Consider the following 20,765-nt stretch of genomic DNA (forward strand, 5'->3'; position numbering starts at 1 on the left):
ACCCGTCTCACACATCGTCAAGTGCCGCCCGATTACCGATTGGCATCGGATCACGACAAGGCGTGTTGAGGGCGGGGGCGGGTGAAGAACAGGTGCGTGGAATGGTGAGAGTAATGACGCGTCATTCGCCGATTGATTGAAACGTTTTCTTCGCCGCGACCCGTCGCGAAGTGCCTGGAGCGCGGTAAAGTCCCCGCTGTCGGCGCCCCGTCCACCGGCTTCCGGCCCAATGCCCCCACAGTGCTGGGCCGTTCGCACCACTGTGGTGAGCCCTTCGCACCACAACCACCTCATTCAGCCTCACGGTCGGCAGGCGCCCACGCCTGGGCGCCCGTCGGGGAGTACCCGCTCAAGGAGCCCTGGTGTCCTCGCAGGAAGGGACCGCTTCCGGACAGCCGCCCGCCCCGTCGCGGAGCCGCCGCCGCGGGATCGTCACGCTCCTGGAGCGCTGGCCGTTCGGCCGGAAACTGCACCTTCTGGTGCTGGTGCCCGTCCTGGTGGTGGCGGGCATGCTCGCCTATGTCGTGAACGACGACATGTCCCAGGCCAGGGCGGCCGCCGACACCGCCGCGCTCGTACGGCACAGCGAGAGCGTCGCCACGCTCGTGGACGACCTGCAACGGGAGCACCGGCAGGCCCTGTTGCTCTCCGTACGCCACCAGGCGGCCGAGGGCGGGGCGGCCGAGCCGTCGAGCATCCCGTACCTCCAGGCGCAGCAGCGGGTCGACGTCCAGGCGCGGGTGGTGCGCGAGGCGTTCGGGTCCCTGCTGCCCGCCGCCGAGGACGAGGCGGTCGCGACGATCGGCGGGCTGACCGACCTGCGGCGGCTGATCCAGCGGACGTACGTCCCCGCGGGCAACATCGACGTCACCTACTCCGACCTGGTCGAGCAGCTGATCAGCGGCCTCGGGCTCGGTGAGTCCACCACGGCGTCGCGGGGATCCCCGGAGGGCCGGCTGGAGACGCTGCTGGGGGCGGACGCGGCGCACGCGGCCTTCGAGACCAGTGTGTTCGGCGCGCAGACCGGGGACTCCAACGCGCTCCTAGAATTCCTCCGCGCGGTCGGGGACCACCGGTCGTACGAGGACCGGGCGGAACGGTTCAAGGCACTGTCCTCCGAGGCGGAGGGCACGACCCTCGACGGCATCGAGCGCAGCGCGCAGCGGAAGTTGATCGAGGAGCGGTACAACGCCCTGCGGGTGGACCCGAGTTCGCTCCAGGCGCAGACCCCGGAGCGGCTGCGGACGGCCATCACCGAGGCGCTGGAGGCGGAACCGGTCTACGCCCGGCAGGCCGAGGACCGGCTCAGGATCACGCACACGCTGATCCACCGGATCGCCGCCCAGTCGGACGCCGCCTCCGACCGGGCGTGGCGGCACACGCTCACCCTGGTGGGCTCCGCGGTGCTCGCCCTGGTGGCCTGGCTGGTCTTCTCCTTCCTGGTCCGGCGCTCGGTGGCCCGGCCGGTACGGATCCTCACGGCCGCCGCCCGGCAGGTCGCCGACGCCACCGGCAAGGAGCTGGCGCGGGTCGCGGACGACGAGTCGGCCGAGACGGGGCCGCCGCGGCTGCGGGAGATCCCGGTGCCGGTACGGGACGAGATCGGCGCGCTCGCGGAAGCGTTCAACCAGGTGCAGTCGACCGCGTCGGCGCTGCTGGAGCGGCAGATCACGGTGCGCGCGAACGTGGAGCAGATGTTCGGCAACATCGGGCACCGGGTGAGCAACCTGGCGTCGCGCCAGCTCGACCTCATCGAAGGTCTGGAGCGGGCCCAGACCGACCCGGCGACGCTCCGCCCGCTCTACCAGATCGACCACATCGCGACGCGGCTGCGCCGTAACGCCGAGAGCCTCCAGGTGATCGCCGGGAAGCGGCGGGCCGCGGAGGACGTGGACGCGCCGCGGCCCACGGGGCTCTCCGACGTGCTGCGGGCGGCGCTGTCCACCATCGGGGGGTACGAGCGGGTCTCCCTGCGGCCCTCGGCGGAGGTGATGGTCGTCCCGGCGGCCGTCAGCGACCTGACCCTGATGCTGGCCGAGCTGCTCCAGAACGGCGTCTTCTTCTCGCCCACGCACACGAAGGTCGACGTGGCGGTGCGGGTACGGCCTCCGGCGGAAGGCGCGGTGATCGAGATCATCGACCACGGGCTCGGGATGCCGCCGGAGCAACTGGCCGAGGAGAACGCGCGGTTGCTCCGCAGGGAGCGGCTCGACCTGGCGCCCACGCATGTGCTGGGCCTGTTCGTGGTGGGCCGCATAGCGCGCCGCTTCGGCATCGGGGTCGAGCTGAGCCGCACCCCCGGCGAGGGCGTGACGAGCACGGTGACGATTCCGTCGACCCTGCTGCTCCCGACGGGCGCGGTCTCCCCACCCCCGTCCCCCACGACCCCCCTCGCGACCATCCCGCCCCCGCGCTCGGAACAACGCCCACGCGCGGCGCTGGTGGCAACCACCCCGAGCGGCAGCGGCCTCCCCCAACGCCTCCCCCACACGCGAACGGACGACCCGGCCGACGAACCGGCCCCCACCGCGGACAGGGCCGCCGACGTACACGGCGTGGGCGCCAACAGCCCCGCCCCGGGCGAAGGCAGCGGCCCAAGCCGCACCACCGACACCGGCGCGGGCCGGGAAGCCGGCGCCGTCGCAGACCCGGACGCCGGACCGCACCACCTCGCGGCCGACAGGGCCGCCCCGGGCGCGAGCGCGAGCGCCCGCATGGGCCGGACGGCCGGAGAACCGGCTGCCGAACCCCACGGCGTCGCCGCCCACAGACCCGCCCCAGGCGCAGGCAGCACCGTGCGCCGGACAGCCGACGCAGCCGCGGACCCGGACGCCGGACCGCACCACCTCGCCGCCGACCGGCCCGCCCCGGGCGGAAGTCGCGGCGTGGGCCGGGCGGCCGGCGCGGTCGTGGGGCCCGGGCCTGGGTCGTACGCCTCCGCGGCCGACAGGGCCGCCCTCGGCGGGAGCCTCAGCGTGGGGCGGGTGGGTGTGGAGCCCGACGCGGCCGGCGGCGACCCCGGCGGTGACCTGCCTCGGCATGATCGTGGGGGCGAGACCGGAGCCGGGGTTCGGGACGGGGCGCCGGAGCGGCCCGGTGGCGAGTCCCGGCCGCTGCGGCGGCGGGTGCGCGGGGCGACCCTGGCGGCCGACGCCGCGGCCCGTACCGCCACCGCCGTCTCCCCCGCGCAGCACCCCGCCGACGCGGCACACGTCCGTGACGAGTTGGAGGACCTGGAGGCCGCCACCGAGCGGGCTCGACGGGACTCCGCGCGTGACAGAACAGCACCTGGGCCCCAGGTATCGCTCACCCCGGAAGGACCTGGCAATGACGGATGACCTCACCACCGACCCGGCGACGGCCGAGGGGCTCGGTGAATCGGCGGCGAATTTCACCTGGCTCCTCGAACGGTTCGCCGCCGAGACGGCCGGTGTCCTCGACGCCATCGCCGTCTCCTCCGACGGCATGCTCATCGCGGTGTCCCGCCGGGACGGCCACGCCGACTCCGAACGCCTGGGCGCGGTGATCTCCGGCATCCTGAGCCTCGCCGCCGGCGCCTCCGCCAACTACGGCCTCGGCGACCTGAGCCGGGTGATCATGGACTACCTGGGCGGCCGCCTCCTCGTGTCCGCGCTCGGCGGCGGCGCCGTCCTCGGCGTGGTCGCCTCGAAGGAGGCCAAACTCGCCGACGTCGCCTACGAGATGACCCTCTTCACCGAGCGGGCCGGAGCCGTCATCAGCCCCGAGCTGATCGTCGAGCTCCAGAAGCGCGTCTCCGCCCCGGCCGGCTGACCCACCGGCCGGCTGACCCGCCCCGGAGAAGCCCCAGAGGAAGCCCCAGAAGCTCCAGAAGTCCCAGAGGGAAGGAGGAAGGACCGTCATGGCGGCCGGCGCACCGGGAGCCGACGAGGATCAGGACGCGGCAGCGGCCACCGGCACCGTACCGGAGCGGTCCGGCCGCGCCCCGGCGATCCGCCCGTTCCTGCTCACCGCGGGCCGGGTCGCCGACGCCGGCACCGCGCTGCCCCTGGAGACCCAGGTCGTGGCGACCGCCGAGGCCCTCGCCGTACTCGACACCCTCACCTTCGAACCCCTGGCCATCGTCTCCGTGTGCCGCCGCCCCCAGTCCCTCGCGGAGATCGCCGCACACCTCTGCCTGCACCTCAACGTGGTCCGCGTTCTGGCCGAGGACCTCCGGGTCCAAGGACATCTGGCCGTGTACGAGCCCGACACCAGGACCGCCCAGGACCCCTCGATTCTGCAAAGGGTTATCGATGGGCTACTCGCCATCCCCGACTCCCCCGCCTGACCGCGGCCGTCCGCGACCCGGCACGGACACCGGCGCCCAGGGCGCCGTCCAGCCGCCGGTGCCGGTGAAGATGGTCGTCGCGGGCGGCTTCGGCGTGGGCAAGACCACCACGGTCGGCTCGATCTCCGAGATCACCCCGCTCACCACGGAGGCGTCGATCACGTCGGTCTCCGCCGGGGTGGACGACCTCGCGCACACCCCGCGCAAGACGACCACCACGGTCGCCATGGACTTCGGCTGCATCACCATCGACCCGACGCTGAAGCTGTACCTCTTCGGCACCCCGGGCCAGGACCGTTTCAAGTTCATGTGGGACGACCTCGTCCAGGGCGCGCTCGGCGCGCTGGTGATCGTGGACACCCGGCGCCTGGACGACTGCTACGTCGCCGTCGACTACTTCGAGGCGAAGGGCATCCCCTTCGCGATCGGGATCAACACCTTCGAGGGCGTCGTCACCCACACGCTGGACGAGGTGCGGTGGGCCCTGGACGTCGACGCCCGGGTCCCGCTGTTCGCGTTCGACGCCCGGGAACGCGGATCGGTACGGGACGCGCTGCTGACCGTACTGAAAGTGGCCCTGGCCAGGACGACGGCCTAGCCGGGGCACCCCGGGACGGGCCGGTCAGCGGCGGCTGACCCCCGGGGACACCGCCAGGCGGCCCGCCAGCCAGAAGACGCCGAGGGTGAGCAGCGCCAGGGAGGCGACCAGCGTCGCGCCGCCCACCACCTTCTCGTAGTCGCGCTGGTAGAGGCCGTCGACGACATACCGGCCGAGGCCGCCGAGGCTCACGTACGCGGCGATCGTGGCGGTCGAGATGATCTGGATCGCCGCCGTGCGCAGCGCGCCGAGGATCAGCGGGAGCGCCACGGGCAGTTCGACCCGCAGCAGGATCTTCGCCTCGTGCATGCCCAGGCCCCGCGCCGCGTCGACCGGCGAGGGGTCCACGCTCCGCACGGCCTCGCACGTGGTCACCAGGATCGGCGGGATCGCCAGCACCACCAGCGGGATCATCACCGGCGTGAGCCCGATCCCGAACGCGAGGAACATCAGCACCAGCAGCCCGAAACTGGGCAGCGACCGGGCGGCGTTGGCGATCGTGCCGAGGACGTTGCCGCCCCGGCCCGTGTGGCCCGTGACCAGACCCACCGGCAGCCCGATCCCCGCCGCGACGGCCAGCGCGCCCAGCGAGTACTGGACGTGCTCCCAGAGGCGCTGCGGGATGCCGTCGTAACCGTGCCAGCGGGAGCCCTCGCTGAAGAACGAGGTGATGAAGTGGAGGACGTTCACCGGCTGCTCTCCAGCTTCTGGCGGGGCGCGGGCAGGGTCGTCGTGCCCGGCACGACGCCGGCCGGGTTCCTCGCCTCGCCGCCGCGCGGCAGCCACGGGGTGAGCAGGTTGCGGCCGACGACGAGCAGGACGTCCGCGAGGACCGCCAGCACGGCCGTCGTGACGACGGAACTCACCGCCAGCATGGGCCGGTGGTAGAACATCGCGTCGGTGAGCATGTTCCCCAGCGCCCCCTGGTTGCCGATCAGCGCGCCCACGCTCACCAGGCTGATGCTCGCGGCGGTCGCGCCCCGCAGTCCTGCGAAGATCGCCGGGACGGCGATGGGCAGTTCGACGCGGAGGAAGCGGCGCCAGGGGCCGAAGCCCATCGCGGTGGCGGCGGCCAGCGTCTCCTCCGGTACGGATCTGATCCCGTCCACGATCGCCGGGACGAGCACCACCAGGGTGTAGAGGGTCAGCGGGATCATCACCGTGGTCCGGCTCTGCCCGGTGTAGTCGATCAGGACCACGAAGATCGCCAGTGACGGGATGGCGTAGACGACCGTGGCACCCCAGAGCACCGGCGGGTACAGCCACCCGTGCCGTACGCACAACTGGGCGAGCAGCAGGGCCAGTACGAGCCCGCCGGCCACCGGGATCAGCGCCTCCTCCAGGTGCAGGGCCACCAGGCCGAGGTAGCTGTGCTGGAGGTCGCTGGGGACGTCGAAGAAGCCGTCGCCGCTCATGTCCGGGCCCCCGCGGGCGCGTTGGGCCCGTTGGGCTCGTGGGATTCGGCGGAGGGGGCGCCCGGCCGTTCGTGGGCCGCGTGGGCGGTACGGATCGCCGCGGCGATCATCTCCTGGGAGGCGACGCCCGCGACCCGGCCGGTGTCGTCCACGGCGACCGCCCAGCCCGTCGGCGACAGCACCGCGCCGTCCAGCGCGGCCCGCAGGGAGTCCCGCCGCGCGTGGAACGGCCGCCCGCACGGGATCAGCGCCGTATCGGCACCGCTCCCGGCGCCCTCCCCGGCCGCCGGGTCCCGCCAGCCGAGCGGCTTGCCCGCCGCGTCGGTGACCAGCAGGTACGGTACGGCCGAACGCGCCCCGGCCGTCTTCTCGGCGGACACCTTTCCGCCGGCGACCACCACCGGCGCCGGTTCAAGGGCCAGCGCCTCGCACGTGAAGAACGACAGCCGCCGGACCCCGCGGTCGTTGCCCAGGAAGTCCTCGACAAACGCGTCGGCCGGCGCCGAGAGCAGCTCCCCGGGCGGCGCGAACTGGGCGAGCCTGCCGCCCGTCCGCATCACCGCGATCCGGTCGCCCAGCTTGATCGCCTCGTCGATGTCGTGCGTCACGAACACGATGGTCTTGCCCAACTCGGCCTGGATGCGCAGCAGCTCGTCCTGGAGCCCCTTGCGGACCACCGGGTCGACCGCCGAGAACGGCTCGTCCATCAGCAGCACCGGCGGATCCGCCGCCAGCGCCCTCGCCACCCCGACCCGCTGCTGCTGTCCGCCGGAGAGCTGGTACGGATAGCGCCTGGCCAGGGCCGGGTCCAGCCCGACGCGCTCCATCAGCTCCACCGCCCGCGCGCGGGCCCGCTTCCGGTCCCAGCCGAGCATGCGCGGCACGGTGGCGATGTTGTCGGCCACCGAACGGTGCTGGAAGAGCCCGGCGTTCTGGATGACGTACCCCATCGACCGGCGCAGCGCGGTGACCGGCCGCTGCCTGAGGTCGTCCCCGTCGAGCAGGATCCTGCCCTCGGTGGGCTCGGTCATCCGGTTGATCATCCGCAGCGTGGTGGTCTTCCCGCACCCGGAGGGGCCCACCAGCACGGTGATCGAACCGTCCGGAATGTCCAGGGAGAGCCGATCGACCGCGACCGTCCCGTCGGCGTAGCGCTTCGTCACCGCTTCGATGCTGATCAAGGTCTCAAATACCCTTCGGCATGGCCCTGTTACGGCTGTTCCGGACGCGTGCCCACCGTATCGGGCACGGCCCGCCGATCGGGCGGCAGGGCGAAAATAAGCCAGGGCCCGACACCTCGACGAGGTGCCGGACCCTGGCCTGTCCGCCCACGAGCGGCCGGTGCTCCCTACCGCACGAACATTCCGGCCTGGTTGGCCAGATCCAGGAAGTACTGCGGCGCGACACCGAGCACGACCGTGACCACGCCGCCGACACCGATCGTCGTCCTCGTCAGCAGCGAGGGCACGGCGACCGTCGGGCCGTCGGCCTTGGGCTCGCTGAAGAACATCAGCACGATGACCCGGATGTAGAAGAACGCGGCGATCGCCGACGAGATCACACCGACCACCACCAGCGCTCCCGCGCCGCCGTCGGCCGCCGCCTTGAAGACCGCGAACTTCCCCGAGAAGCCGGAGGTCAGCGGAATACCGGCGAAGGCCAGCAGGAACAGCGCGAAGAACGCGGCCACCAGCGGCGAACGCCGCCCCAGCCCCGCCCACTTGGACAGGTGCGTCGCCTCGCCGCCCGCGTCGCGCACCAGCGTGACCACCGCGAACGCGCCGATCGTCACGAACGAGTACGCCAGCAGGTAGAAGAGGACGGACGAGATGCCGTCGGGCGTCGTCGCGATCACACCGGCCAGGATGAAGCCGGCGTGGGCGATGGACGAGTACGCCAGGAGGCGCTTGATGTCGGTCTGGGTGATGGCCACGATCGCGCCGCCCAGCATGGTGATGATCGCGATCGCCCACATGACGGGACGCCAGTCCCAGCGCAGGCCCGGCAGCACCACGTACAGCAGCCGCAGCAGCGCGCCAAAGGCCGCGACCTTCGTCGCCGCCGCCATGAAGCCGGTGACGGGGGTGGGCGCGCCCTGGTAGACGTCCGGGGTCCACATGTGGAACGGCACCGCGCCGACCTTGAACAGCAGCCCCATCAGGATCATCGCGCCGCCGATGAGCAGCAGCGCGTCGTTGCCCATGGTGTCGGCGAGGGCCGGGTTCACGGTCTGGACCGTGCCGTCGACGACCTCGGCGATGCGCGCGTACGAGACCGAGCCCGCGTACCCGTACAGCAGCGCGATCCCGAAGAGCAGGAACGCCGACGAGAAGGAGCCCAGCAGGAAGTACTTCACCGCGGCCTCCTGCGACAGCAGCCGCTTGCGGCGGGCCAGGGCGCAGAGGAGGTAGAGCGGGAGGGAGAACACTTCCAGCGCCACGAACAGCGTCAGCAGGTCGTTGGCCGACGTGAAGACCAGCATGCCCGCGATCGCGAACAGGGCGAGCGGGAACACCTCGGTGGTGGTGAACCCGGCCTTGACGGCGGCCTGTTCGCTGTCGCTGCCCGGGACGGACGCGCCCTGCGCGGCGAACGAGTCGACGCGCTTGCCGTGCGCCTCCGGGTCGAGCTTGCGCTCGGCGAAGGTGAACACGGCGGCGATCGACGCCAGCAGGATCGTCCCCTGGAGGAAGAGCGCCGGGCCGTCGACGGCGATGGCGCCCATGGCCGCGATGTGCGCCTTGGTCGTGCCGTAGCCGGTGTTGGCGAGGGCGATCACCGCCGCGAACCCGGCGGCCAGGGCGACCACGGACAGCCACACCTGCGTGTGGTAGCGCTTGCCCCGGGGGACGAAGGCCTCGACCAGGATCCCCAGGATCGCGGCGCCCAGCACGATCAGCGTGGGCGACAACTGCGCGTACTCGATATGGGGGGCCGGGATCTTGTCGATCCCCCCGGCCGCCGAAGTTGTCCACAGGCTGTGGACGACTGTCGCACTCACGGAGCGGCCTCCACCTCGGGCTTGGGGTCGGTCTTCTTGACGTCCGACATCGTGTGTTTCACGGCCGGGTTGACGATGTCGGTCAGCGGCTTCGGGTAGACACCCAGGAAGAGGAGCAGTGCGATCAGCGGGGTGACGACCACCAGCTCACGGACCCTCAGGTCCGACATGCCCTGGACCGCCGCCTTCACCGGCCCGGTCATCGTGCGCTGGTAGAGCACCAGCACGTAGAGCGCGGCGAGCACGATGCCGGAGGTCGCGATGATGCCGACCGCCGGATACCGGCTGAACGTGCCGACCAGGACCAGGAACTCACTGACGAACGGGGAGAGCCCCGGCAGCGAGAGCGTGGCCAGACCGCCGATCAGGAACGTACCGGCGAGGACCGGTGCGACCTTCTGCACTCCGCCGTAGTCCGCGATGAGCCGCGAGCCGCGCCGGGTGATCAGGAAGCCGGCGACCAGCATCAGCGCGGCCGTCGAGATCCCGTGGTTGACCATGTAGAGCGTGGCGCCCGACTGGCCCTGGCTGGTCATCGCGAAGATGCCCATGATGATGAAGCCGAAGTGCGAGATCGACGCGTAGGCGATCAGGCGCTTGATGTCCCGCTGGCCGACGGCGAGCAGCGCGCCGTAGACGATGCTGATCAGCGCGAGCACCAGGATCACCGGGGTGGCCCACTTGGAGGCCTCCGGGAAGAGCTGGAGGCAGAAGCGCAGCATCGCGAACGTGCCGACCTTGTCGACCACGGCCGTGATCAGGACGGCGACCGGCGCGGTGGCCTCGCCCATCGCGTTGGGCAGCCAGGTGTGCAGCGGCCACAGCGGGGCCTTCACGGCGAACGCGAAGAAGAAGCCGAGGAACAGCCACCGCTCGGTGCTGGTCGCCATGGACAGCGAGCCGTTGGCCCGCGCGTCGGCGATCTCGGAGAGCGAGAACGTCCCGGCGACGACGAACAGGCCGATGACCGCGGCGAGCATGATCAGCCCGCCGGCCAGGTTGTACAGGAGGAACTTCACGGCCGCGTACGAGCGCTGCGTCGCCGCCGCCTCGTCCCCGCCCGCGTGCGCCCGGTCGCCGAAGCCGCCGATGAGGAAGTACATCGGGATGAGCATGGCTTCGAAGAGGATGTAGAAGAGGAAGACGTCGGTGGCCTCGAAGGAGAGGATCACCATCGCCTCGACCATCAGGATGAGCGCGAAGAAGCCCTGGGTCGGCCGCCAGCGGCGGTTCGGCGCGGCGTCCTCCAGCGGGTCGGCGTCGTGCCAGCCCGCCAGGATGACGAACGGGATCAGCAGGGCGGTCAGCGCCATCAGCACGACGCCGATGCCGTCCACGCCCAGTTCGTACCTGACGCCGAAGTCCTTGATCCAGGCGTGCGACTCGGTGAGTTGGTAGCGGTCGCCGCCCGGCTCGAAGAGGGCCAGGACGACGGCGGCCACCGCGAGCGTCGCGAGGGAGAACAGGAGCGCCAGCCATTTGGCGAAGGTACGCCGGGCGGCGGGCACGGCCGCCGTGGCGATCGCGCCGACCGCCGGCAGCGCCGCCGCCACCGTCAGATAGGGGAACGACATGTCCGTTTACACCGCCCTCATCAGCAGGGTCGCGGCGATGAGCACTGCCGTACCTCCGAGCATCGAGACCGCATAGGAGCGGGCGTAACCGTTCTGGAGCTTGCGCAGCCGGCCCGAGAGCCCGCCGAAGGACGCCGCGGTGCCGTTGACCACGCCGTCGACCAGGGTGTGGTCGACGTACACCAGGGAGCGGGTGAGGTGTTCGCCGCCGCGGACCAGGACGACGTGGTTGAAGTCGTCCTGGAGGAGGTCGCGGCGGGCGGCGCGGGTGAGCAGCGAGCCGCGCGGGGCGACCTTGGGCACCGGGCGCCTGCCGTACTGCGCCCAGGCGATGCCGACGCCGATGAGCAGCACCACGACCGTGGAGGCGGTGACCGTCGCGGCGCTGACCGGCGAGTGGCCGTGGTCGTGTCCGGTGACGGGCTCCAGCCAGTTCACGAAGGCGCTGTTCAGGGAGAACAGCCCGCCGGCGAAGACCGAGCCGAAGGCGAGCACGATCATCGGGATCGTCATCGACTTGGGCGACTCGTGCGGGTGCGGCTCGTGGCCCTCGGCGTCCGGCTCCCAGCGCTTCTCGCCGAAGAAGGTCATCAGCATCACGCGGGTCATGTAGTACGCGGTGATCGCGGCGCCCAGCAGGGTGACGGCGCCGAGGATCCAGCCCTCCGTGCCGCCCTTGGCGAAGGCCGCTTCGATGATCTTGTCCTTGGACCAGAAGCCGGAGAGGCCGGGGAAGCCGATGATCGCCAGATAGCCGAGGCCGAAGGTGACGAACGTGACCGGCATGTACGTGCGCAGGCCGCCGTACTTCCTCATGTCCACCTCGTCGTTCATGCCGTGCATGACCGAACCTGCGCCGAGGAAGAGCCCGGCCTTGAAGAAGCCGTGCGTCACCAGGTGCATGATCGCGAAGACGTACCCGATCGGGCCGAGGCCCGCCGCCAGGATCATGTAGCCGATCTGCGACATTGTCGACCCGGCCAGGGCCTTCTTGATGTCGTCCTTGGCGCAACCGACGATCGCACCGAAGAGGAGCGTCACCGCGCCGACCACCACGACCACCAGCTGGGCGTCGGGCGCCCCGTTGAAGATCGCGCCGGAGCGGGTGATCAGGTAGACGCCCGCGGTCACCATCGTCGCCGCGTGGATCAGGGCCGAGACCGGGGTCGGGCCCTCCATCGCGTCGCCGAGCCACGACTGGAGCGGCACCTGGGCCGACTTGCCGCACGCGGCGAGCAGCAGCATCAGGCCGATGGCCGTCAGCTTGCCCTCGGTGGCGTCCGTCGCGTTCTCCAGCACCGGGCCGAAGGCGAAGGTCCCGAAGGTCGTGAACATCAGCATGATCGCGATGGACAGGCCCACGTCACCGACGCGGTTGACCAGGAAGGCCTTCTTCGCGGCGGTGGCCGCGCTGGGCTTGTGCTGCCAGAACCCGATCAGCAGGTACGAGGCGAGGCCCACGCCCTCCCAGCCCATGTACAGCAGCAGGTAGTTGTCGGCGAGGACCAGCAGCAGCATCGCCGCCAGGAACAGGTTCAGGTAGCCGAAGAAGCGGCGGCGCCGCTCGTCGTGCTCCATGTACCCGATCGAGTAGATATGGATCAGCGTGCCCACACCGGTGATCAGCAGGACGAACGTCATCGACAGCTGGTCGAGCTGGAAGGCGACGTCCGCCTGGAAGCCCTCGACGGGGATCCAGCTGAACAGGTGCTGGTGCAGGGCGCGGTCCTCACCGCTCCTGCCGAGCATGTCGCTGAACAGCACCACGCCGATCACGAACGACGCGCCGGCCAGCGCCGTACCGAGCCAGTGGCCCAGGCGGTCGAGCCGGCGCCCGCCGCACAGCAGGACCGCCGCTCCGAGCAGAGGCGCCGCGATGAGCGGCGCAATCAAGTTCTCCACGATTCAGCGACCCCTCAGAGCTTCATCAGGCTGGCGTCGTCGACCGAGGCCGAGTGGCGGGAGCGGAAGAGCGACACGATGATCGCGAGCCCGACCACGACCTCCGCGGCGGCGACGACCATCACGAAGAAGGCGATGACCTGCCCGTCGAGATTGCCGTGCAGCCGGGCGAAGGCGACGAACGCGAGATTGCAGGCGTTGAGCATCAGCTCGATGCACATGAACACCACGATCGCGTTGCGCCGGATCAGCACACCGGTGGCCCCGATGGTGAAGAGCAGCGACGCGAGGTAGAGGTAGTGGACCGGGTTCATCGCTTGATCTCCTCCTCGCGGCCGAGCCGGTCGGTGGACCGCTGCTCCAGCGCCTTGAGGTCCGCGATGGCCTCGCTCGACACGTCGCGGATCTGGCCGCGGTCCTTGAGGGTCTTGTTGACGGTCAGCTCGGAGACCGTGCCGTCCGGCAGCAGGCCCGGGATGTCCACCGCGTTGTGCCGGGCGTAGACACCCGGGGCGGGCAGCGGCGGCAGGTGGACGCCCTTGCGGACGCGGTCCTCGGCCATCTCCCGCTGCGTCAGCGCCCGTTCGGTGCGCTCGCGGTGGGTGAGGACCATGGCGCCGACGGCCGCCGTGATCAGCAGCGCGCCGGTGATCTCGAAGGCGAAGACGTACTTGGTGAAGATCAGCGCGGCCAGTCCCTCGACGTTGCCGCCCGCGTTGGCCTGGCCGAGGCCGGCGAACGAGTTCAGCGACGCGTTGCCGATGCCCCCGATCAGCAGGGCGCCGAAGCCGAGTCCGCAGACCAGGGCCAGCCAGCGCTGGCCCTTGAGCGTCTCTTTGAGGGAGTCCGCGGCGGTGACCCCGACCAGCATGACCACGAAGAGGAACAGCATCATGATCGCGCCGGTGTAGACGATGATCTGGACGACGCCCAGGAAGTAGGCGCCGTTGGCCAGGTAGAAGACGGCCAGGATGATCATCGTCGCGGCCAGGCTCAGCGCGCTGTGCACGGCCCTCTTCATGAGGATCGTGGCGAAGGCGCCGACCACCGCGACTGTACCGAGGATCCAGAACTGGACGGCCTCGCCGGTCGACGTGGCGGACGCCGCGAGGGTGGTGGAGGCGGTGAGTGCGTTCACGACCCGATCACCTTCTTCGACGCCGGCTCGTCCTCACCGAAGGTGGACGCGGCCTCCTGCGGCCGTTCGCCCTTGCTCAGCGCCACCTGACGGACCGTGCCGGGCGCGGCCTCCGTGACCAGCCCCCGGTAGTAGTCCTGCTCGTCCGTGCCCGGGAAGATCGAGTGCGGCGACTCGACCATGCCCTCGTCCAGGCCCGCGAGGAGCTGCTCCTTGGTGTAGATGAGGCTCTCGCGCGAACTGTCGGCCAGCTCGAACTCGTTGGTCATCGTGAGCGCCCGCGTCGGGCACGCCTCGATGCACAGGCCGCAGAGGATGCAGCGCGCGTAGTTGATCTGGTAGACGCGGCCGTAGCGCTCCCCCGGGGAGTAGCGCTCCTCCTCCGTGTTGTCCGCGCCCTCCACGTAGATCGCGTCCGCCGGACACGCCCAGGCGCACAGCTCGCAGCCGATGCACTTCTCCAGGCCGTCCGGGTGCCGGTTCAGCTGGTGACGGCCGTGGAAGCGCGGCGCCGTCACCTTCTGCTGCTCCGGGTACTGCTCGGTCAGCCGCTTCTTGAACATGGCCTTGAAGGTCACGCCGAAGCCCGCGACCGGGTTCTTCGGGGCGCGGGGGTTCTCCGCCTGCGAAGCGTCGTTCGACGCGTCCCGCGCGGGGTTCCGCCGGGAGACCTGCGAGGAGTCCCGCGTGGAGTCCTGCGAAGAGTCAGACACTGTCAGCCTCCTTTCCGTCACTCTCGGTACCGTCACTCACAGTGTCGACCCCACCACTGACAACGAGCTCGCGCTCGGTGCGCGGACGCCTGCGCGGCACCGGTGGCAGCGTCTGCCCGGGCAGCGGTGGTACGGGGAATCCGCCCGCCATCGGGTCGAAGGCCGGGGGCTCCGGCTCCCGTTCGGCGTCGGCCCGCTCCTTCTTGTCGCGGAAGATGTCGGCGACGAAGGAGAGCAGCAGGATCGCGACGACCGCCCCGCCGACGTACAGCACGATCGACTGGAAGTCGTAGTTCTCGTTGCGCAGGGCCCGTACGGTCGCGACCAGCATCAGCCAGACCACCGAGACCGGGATCAGGACCTTCCAGCCCAGCTTCATCAACTGGTCGTAGCGCACACGCGGCAGCGTGCCGCGCAGCCAGATGAAGAAGAAGAGCAGCAGCTGGACCTTGACGACGAACCAGAGCATCGGCCACCAGCCGTGGTTCGCGCCCTCCCAGAAGGTGGAGATGGGCCACGGAGCGCGCCAGCCACCGAGGAAGAGGGTGGTCGCGACGGCCGAGACAGTGACCATGTTGACGTACTCGGCGAGCATGAACATCGCGAACTTGATGGACGAGTACTCGGTGTTGAAGCCGCCGACGAGGTCACCCTCGGACTCGGGCATGTCGAAGGGGGCGCGGTTCGTCTCGCCCACCATCGTGATGACGTAGATGATGAAGGAGACCGGCAGCAGCACGACGTACCAGCGGTCCGCCTGCGCCTCCACGATCGCCGAGGTCGACATCGACCCCGAGTAGAGGAAGACGGAGGCGAACGCGGCGCCCATGGCGATCTCGTACGAGATCATCTGCGCGGCCGACCGCAACCCGCCGAGCAGCGGGTACGTCGACCCGGAGGACCAGCCCGCCAGGACGATGCCGTAGATGCCGATCGAGGCGACCGCGAGGACGTACAGCATCGCGATCGGCAGGTCGGTCAGCTGCATCGTGGTGCGCTGGCCGAAGATCGAGACCTCGTTGCCGGACGGGCCGAACGGGATCACGGCGATCGCCATGAACGCGGGGACCGCGGCGACGATCGGCGCGAGGACGTAGACGACCTTGTCCGCGCGCTTGACGATCAGGTCTTCCTTCAGCATCAGCTTGATGCCGTCGGCGAGCGACTGGAGCATGCCCCAGGGACCGTGCCGGTTGGGGCCGATCCGCAGCTGCATCCAGGCGACGACCTTGCGCTCCCACACGATGGAGAACAGCACGGTGACCATCAGGAACGCGAAGCAGAACACGGCCTTGACGACCACGAGCCACCACGGGTCGCGGCCGAACAGCGACAGGTCCTCGGCGGCGAGGACGGTGTGGACGGTGTGAGGAGCCGCCGCGAGGGGGGCGAAGGCGGTCATGCGCGCACCTCCGGCGCTTCTGCGTCCGCGGCCGGCGCACCGGCCGGGGCGATACGGACCAGCGTTCCCGGCTGGGAGCCGGTGTCCGCCGGGATGCCGCGGCCCGTGGAGTTCAGCGGCAGCCAGACCACCCGGTCGGGCATCACCGTGACCCGCAGCGGGAGGGTGACCGTGCCCGCCGGGCCCGTGACGGCCAGCGGGTCGCCGTCCTTGACGCCGGTCTCGGCGGCCGTCGTGGCGGAGAGCCGGGCGACCGCCGCGTGCCGGGTGCCGGCCAGCGCCTCGTCGCCCTGCTGGAGCAGGCCCTGGTCGAGGAGCAGCCGGTGGCCCGCGAGGACCGCCTCGCCGTCGCCGGGGCGCGGCACCGGACGGGCCGACTCGCGCGGCGCGGTGGCCCGGGAGCCGTCCCAGCCGCCGAGCCGGTCCAGTTCGGACCGTACGGCCCGGTGGTCGGGCAGCGCGAAGTGCACGTCCAGCGCGTCCGCCAGCATGTGGAGGACACGCGCGTCGGAGGGGGCCAGGCGCCGCGTCATCTGCTCGGGCTTGAGCGCCGCCTCGAACAGCCGCGCCCTGCCCTCCCAGTTGAGGAACGTGCCGGGCTTCTCGGCGACGGCCGCCACCGGGAAGACCACGTCCGCCCGGTCGGTGACCTCGCTCGGCCGCAGCTCCAGCGAGACCAGGAAGCCGACCGCGTCGAGCGCGGCCCGCGCGCCCGCCGGGTCCGGCAGGTCGGCCAGTTCGACGCCCGCGACGACCAGGGCGCCCAGCTCGCCGGTCGCGGCGGCCTCGACGATCTGGCCGGTGTCGCGCCCGTAGGCGTGCGGCAGTTCCCGTACGCCCCAGACCGCGGCGGTCTCCTCACGGGCCCGCGGGTCCGTGGCCGGGCGTCCGCCGGGCAGCAGCGACGGGATCGCGCCCGCCTCCACCGCGCCGCGCTCGCCGGCCCGCCGCGGGATCCACACCAGCGTCGCGCCGGTGGCGACCGAGGCGCGGGCGGCGGCGGTGAGGCCGCCGGGCACGGCCGCGAGCCGTTCGCCGACGACGATCACGGCGCCGGGCGCGCGGAGCGCCTCGGCGGCCCGCGCGCCGTCACCGTCCAGGGCGGTGTTGCCCGCGAGGGCGTCCAGCCAGTCGGTCTCCGTGCCGGGAGCGGCGGGGAGCAGGGTGCCCCCGGCCTTCTCCAGGCCCGGTGTGACGTGCGTGGCCAGGGAGTACGTCCGCTGTCCGTGCTTGCGCGCGGCCTTGCGCAGCCGCAGGAAGACGCCGGGCGCCTCCTCCTCGGACTCGAAGCCCGCGAGGAGGACGGCCGGTGCCTTCTCCAGCGTGGTGTACGTGATCCCCGTACCGTCCAGGTCCCGTCCCCGGCCCGCCACATGGGCGGCCAGGAAGTCGGCCTCCTCGCTGCTGTGCACGCGCGCGCGGAAGTCGACGTCGTTCGTGTCGAGCGCGACCCGGGCGAACTTGGCGTACGCGTACGCGTCCTCGACGGTCAGCCGGCCGCCGGCCAGCACCCCCGCCCGGCCGCGCGCGGCGGCCAGCCCCAGGGCCGCGGCCTCCAGCGCCTCGGGCCAGCTCGCCGGCTCCAGGTCACCGTCCGCGTTCCTGATCAGCGGGGTCGTGAGCCGGTCGGGCTTCTGCGCGTAGCGGAAGCCGAACCGCCCCTTGTCGCAGACCCATTCCTCGTTGACCTCGGGGTCGTCGGCCGCCATCCGCCGCATGACCTTGCCGCGCCGGTGGTCGGTACGGGTCGCGCAGCCGCCCGCGCAGTGCTCGCACACGCTCGGCGAGGAGACCAGGTCGAACGGGCGCGACCGGAAGCGGTACGCCGCCGAGGTGAGCGCGCCGACCGGGCAGATCTGGATGGTGTTGCCGGAGAAGTACGACGCGAAGGGGTCGCCCTCGCCGGTGCCGACCTGTTCGAGCGCCCCGCGCTCCAGCAGCTCGATCATCGGGTCGCCCGCGATCTGCTCGGAGAAGCGGGTGCAGCGCGCGCAGAGCACGCACCGCTCGCGGTCCAGCAGCACCTGCGTGGAGATCGGGACGGGCTTCTCGTACATACGCTTCCTGCCCTCGAAGCGCGTGTCCGGGTCGCCGACCTGCATGGCCTGGTTCTGGAGCGGGCACTCGCCGCCCTTGTCGCAGACCGGGCAGTCCAGCGGGTGGTTGATGAGCAGCAGCTCCATCACGCCGCGCTGCGCCTTCTCGGCGACGGGTGAGCTGAGCTGCGACTTGACGACCATGCCGTCGGTGCAGGTGATGGTGCAGGAGGCCATCGGCTTGCGCTGGCCCTCCACCTCCACGATGCACTGGCGGCAGGCGCCGACCGGGTCGAGCAGCGGATGGTCGCAGAAGCGCGGGATCTCGATGCCGAGCAGCTCGGCGGCGCGGATGACCAGCGTCCCCTTGGGGACGGAGATCTCGATGCCGTCGATCGTCAGCGAGACGAGGTCTTCCGGCGGGAGCGCCGCCTCGCCGCCTCCGGAGGGGGCCGACGTGGTGACTGTCATGCGTTCACCTCCTGGTGCGGGTTCCGGTCTGCCCACGCGGTGGACTTCGCGGGGTCGAAGGGGCAGCCCTTGCCCGTGATGTGCTGCTCGTACTCGTCGCGGAAGTACTTGAGCGACGAGAAGATCGGGGCGGCGGCGCCGTCGCCGAGCGCGCAGAACGACTTGCCGTTGATCGTGTCGGCGATGTCGTTGAGCTTGTCGAGGTCGGACATCTCGCCCTTGCCGGCCTCGATGTCCCGCAGCAACTGCACGAGCCAGTAGGTGCCTTCGCGGCAGGGCGTGCACTTGCCGCAGGACTCGTGGGCGTAGAACTCGGTCCAGCGCGTCACGGCCCGTACGACACAGGTCGTCTCGTCGAAGCACTGGAGCGCCTTCGTGCCGAGCATCGAGCCGGCCGCGCCGACGCCCTCGTAGTCCAGCGGGACGTCAAGGTGTTCGTCGGTGAACATCGGGGTCGAGGAGCCGCCCGGCGTCCAGAACTTGAGCCGGTGGCCCGCCCTGATCCCGCCGCCCATGTCGAGCAGCTGGCGCAGGGTGAGGCCCATGGGGCCCTCGTACTGGCCGGGACTGGTGACGTGGCCGCTGAGCGAGTAGAGCGTGAAGCCCGGGGACTTCTCGCTGCCCATCGAGCGGAACCACTCCTTGCCGCGGTGCAGGATCGCGGGAACGGACGCGATCGACTCGACGTTGTTCACCACGGTGGGGCTCGCGTAGAGACCCGCCACGGCGGGGAAGGGCGGACGCAGCCGGGGCTGTCCGCGACGGCCCTCCAGCGAGTCGAGCAGCGCGGTCTCCTCCCCGCAGATGTACGCGCCGGCGCCCGCGTGCACGACGACGTCGAGGTCGATCCCGCTGCCCAGGATGTCCTTGCCGAGGTACCCGGCCGCGTAGGCCTCCCGTACGGCCTCGTGCAGCCGGCGCAGGACGGGGACGACCTCGCCGCGCAGGTAGATGAAGGCGTGCGAGGAGCGGATCGCGTAACAGGCGATCACCATGCCCTCGATGAGGGAGTGCGGGTTGGCGAAGAGCAGCGGCATGTCCTTGCAGGTGCCGGGCTCCGACTCGTCGGCGTTGACGACGAGGTAGTGCGGCTTTCCGTCGCCCTGGGGGATGAACTGCCACTTCATCCCGGTGGGGAAGCCGGCGCCGCCCCGGCCGCGCAGACCCGCGTCCTTCACGTACGCGATGAGGTCGTCGGGCGTCATGGCGAGGGCCTTCTTGAGGCCTTCGTACCCGTCGTGCCGTTCGTACGTCTCCAGCGTCCAGGACTCCGGCTGGTCCCAGAACGCGGACAGGACGGGGGCGAGGAGCTTCTCGGGGCTGGTGCCGTTCTCGTCGATCTCGGGTGCCATCGTCATCACTTCCCCTCCTCGGCGGTGGGGCCGGCCGGGTGGTCCGGGTCGGAGTCCGAGGTGCGCTGCGGTGCGTCGTGCGAGCTGAGGTGCTGGGAGCCGGGCTGCGGCGGGGCGTCCTGGGGCGGCGCGTCCTGCGGGTGCGCGTCCGGGGAGTGCCCGCCGTCGCGCGGCCTGACCACCCGCTGCGGGGCCTCGCCCTTGGCGAGCCGCAGGCCGATCAGCGAGGCGGGGCCCGCGCCGCCGGTGGCCCCGACGGCGCCGGGGCGCTCGTCGGGGAAGCCGGCGAGGATCCGCTCGGTGTCCTTGTACGTGCAGAGCGGCGCGCCCCTGGTCGGCTCGACCGGGCGGCCCGCGCGCAGGTCGTCGACGAGCTGCTTGGCGCTCTGCGGGGTCTGGTTGTCGAAGAACTCCCAGTTGACCATCACGACGGGCGCGAAGTCGCAGGCCGCGTTGCACTCGATGTGTTCGAGCGTGACCTTGCCGTCCTCGGTGGTCTCGTCGTTGCCGACGCCGAGGTGTTCCTTCAGCTCGTCGAAGATGGCGTCGCCGCCCATCACCGCGCAGAGCGTGTTCGTACAGACCCCGACCTGGTAGTCGCCGCCCGGCTTGCGCCGGTACATGGTGTAGAAGGTCGCGACGGCCGTGACCTCGGCGGTGGTCAGGTCGAGCAGCTCCGCGCAGAAGGCCATGCCCGTACGGGAGACGTACCCCTCCTCCGCCTGTACGAGGTGCAGGAGCGGCAGCAGCGCGGAACGCGCGCCGGGGTAGCGGGAGATGATCTCCCTGGCGTCCGCCTCCAGCCGCGCGCGCACGTCGGCGGGGAAGTCGGGGGCCGGCAGCTGGGGCATCCC

General features: G+C 71.2%; 17 protein-coding genes. 4 read left to right on the forward strand and 13 right to left on the reverse strand.

What is annotated here, in order from left to right:
* Positions 1 to 362 precede the first annotated feature (362 nt).
* The 4 genes from ACIODU_RS21945 to ACIODU_RS21960 all read left to right on the forward strand — a co-directional run bounded on the left by ACIODU_RS21945 (position 363) and on the right by ACIODU_RS21960 (position 4,907).
* A complete protein-coding gene (locus tag ACIODU_RS21945; RefSeq protein WP_401769564.1) occupies positions 363 to 3,338 on the forward strand; it encodes an ATP-binding protein in 2,976 nt (991 codons plus the stop codon).
* Positions 3,328 to 3,792, forward strand: coding sequence for a roadblock/LC7 domain-containing protein (locus ACIODU_RS21950; protein ID WP_356425855.1), 465 nt, complete (start codon positions 3,328 to 3,330; stop codon positions 3,790 to 3,792). The genes ACIODU_RS21945 and ACIODU_RS21950 overlap by 11 nt, the downstream gene beginning before the upstream one ends.
* Positions 3,793 to 3,880: 88 nt before the next feature.
* On the forward strand, positions 3,881 to 4,309 hold the full coding sequence (locus ACIODU_RS21955; protein WP_356425852.1) for a DUF742 domain-containing protein: 429 nt from the start codon (positions 3,881 to 3,883) through the stop codon (positions 4,307 to 4,309).
* Positions 4,275 to 4,907, forward strand: a complete 633-nt coding sequence (locus ACIODU_RS21960; protein ID WP_401769565.1) for a GTP-binding protein — start codon at positions 4,275 to 4,277, stop codon at positions 4,905 to 4,907. Before ACIODU_RS21955 ends, ACIODU_RS21960 begins: the two co-directional genes overlap by 35 nt.
* A 24-nt stretch (positions 4,908 to 4,931) precedes the next feature.
* Here the strand turns inward: ACIODU_RS21960 and ACIODU_RS21965 are convergent, their stop codons facing one another.
* From ACIODU_RS21965 to nuoE, 13 genes are all read right to left on the reverse strand, one after another.
* Positions 4,932 to 5,597 (reverse strand): ABC transporter permease, encoded by a 666-nt coding sequence (locus ACIODU_RS21965; protein WP_401769566.1) that lies wholly within the window; start codon positions 5,595 to 5,597, stop codon positions 4,932 to 4,934.
* The gene (locus ACIODU_RS21970; protein ID WP_401769567.1) at positions 5,594 to 6,322 is read right to left on the reverse strand and encodes an ABC transporter permease; all 729 of its coding nucleotides are present in this window, start codon (positions 6,320 to 6,322) and stop codon (positions 5,594 to 5,596) included. The genes ACIODU_RS21965 and ACIODU_RS21970 overlap by 4 nt, the downstream gene beginning before the upstream one ends.
* On the reverse strand, positions 6,319 to 7,503 hold the full coding sequence (locus ACIODU_RS21975) for an ABC transporter ATP-binding protein (RefSeq protein WP_401769568.1): 1,185 nt from the start codon (positions 7,501 to 7,503) through the stop codon (positions 6,319 to 6,321). The genes ACIODU_RS21970 and ACIODU_RS21975 overlap by 4 nt, the downstream gene beginning before the upstream one ends.
* A gap of 167 nt (positions 7,504 to 7,670) precedes the next feature.
* Positions 7,671 to 9,323, reverse strand: coding sequence for an NADH-quinone oxidoreductase subunit NuoN (gene nuoN, locus ACIODU_RS21980; RefSeq protein WP_401769569.1), 1,653 nt, complete (start codon positions 9,321 to 9,323; stop codon positions 7,671 to 7,673).
* On the reverse strand, positions 9,320 to 10,897 hold the full coding sequence (locus tag ACIODU_RS21985) for an NADH-quinone oxidoreductase subunit M (RefSeq protein WP_356425837.1): 1,578 nt from the start codon (positions 10,895 to 10,897) through the stop codon (positions 9,320 to 9,322). Before ACIODU_RS21985 ends, nuoN begins: the two co-directional genes overlap by 4 nt.
* A gap of 6 nt (positions 10,898 to 10,903) precedes the next feature.
* Positions 10,904 to 12,799, reverse strand: coding sequence for an NADH-quinone oxidoreductase subunit L (gene nuoL / locus ACIODU_RS21990; protein ID WP_401769570.1), 1,896 nt, complete (start codon positions 12,797 to 12,799; stop codon positions 10,904 to 10,906).
* Between the two features lie 14 nt (positions 12,800 to 12,813).
* Positions 12,814 to 13,113 carry an NADH-quinone oxidoreductase subunit NuoK gene (gene nuoK / locus ACIODU_RS21995; RefSeq protein ID WP_161306881.1) on the reverse strand — a complete coding sequence of 100 codons (300 nt, stop codon included), beginning with the start codon at positions 13,111 to 13,113 and terminating at the stop codon, positions 12,814 to 12,816.
* Positions 13,110 to 13,937 carry an NADH-quinone oxidoreductase subunit J gene (locus tag ACIODU_RS22000; protein ID WP_161306880.1) on the reverse strand — a complete coding sequence of 276 codons (828 nt, stop codon included), beginning with the start codon at positions 13,935 to 13,937 and terminating at the stop codon, positions 13,110 to 13,112. The genes nuoK and ACIODU_RS22000 overlap by 4 nt, the downstream gene beginning before the upstream one ends.
* On the reverse strand, positions 13,934 to 14,650 hold the full coding sequence (gene nuoI, locus ACIODU_RS22005; protein ID WP_401769571.1) for an NADH-quinone oxidoreductase subunit NuoI: 717 nt from the start codon (positions 14,648 to 14,650) through the stop codon (positions 13,934 to 13,936). The genes ACIODU_RS22000 and nuoI overlap by 4 nt, the downstream gene beginning before the upstream one ends.
* Positions 14,643 to 16,052 (reverse strand): NADH-quinone oxidoreductase subunit NuoH, encoded by a 1,410-nt coding sequence (gene nuoH, locus ACIODU_RS22010; protein ID WP_401769572.1) that lies wholly within the window; start codon positions 16,050 to 16,052, stop codon positions 14,643 to 14,645. The genes nuoI and nuoH overlap by 8 nt, the downstream gene beginning before the upstream one ends.
* Positions 16,049 to 18,559, reverse strand: a complete 2,511-nt coding sequence (locus tag ACIODU_RS22015) for an NADH-quinone oxidoreductase subunit G (protein ID WP_401769573.1) — start codon at positions 18,557 to 18,559, stop codon at positions 16,049 to 16,051. The genes nuoH and ACIODU_RS22015 overlap by 4 nt, the downstream gene beginning before the upstream one ends.
* Positions 18,556 to 19,917, reverse strand: a complete 1,362-nt coding sequence (gene nuoF / locus ACIODU_RS22020) for an NADH-quinone oxidoreductase subunit NuoF (protein ID WP_327235042.1) — start codon at positions 19,915 to 19,917, stop codon at positions 18,556 to 18,558. The genes ACIODU_RS22015 and nuoF overlap by 4 nt, the downstream gene beginning before the upstream one ends.
* Complete coding sequence (nuoE, locus tag ACIODU_RS22025; protein WP_356425987.1) at positions 19,917 to 20,762, reverse strand: NADH-quinone oxidoreductase subunit NuoE; 846 nt, start codon at positions 20,760 to 20,762, stop codon at positions 19,917 to 19,919. Before nuoE ends, nuoF begins: the two co-directional genes overlap by 1 nt.
* Positions 20,763 to 20,765: the final 3 nt, after the last annotated feature.

Origin of the sequence: Streptomyces sp. NPDC088261 (assembly GCF_044740805.1) — a bacterium.
Classification (GTDB): Bacteria; Actinomycetota; Actinomycetes; order Streptomycetales; family Streptomycetaceae; genus Streptomyces.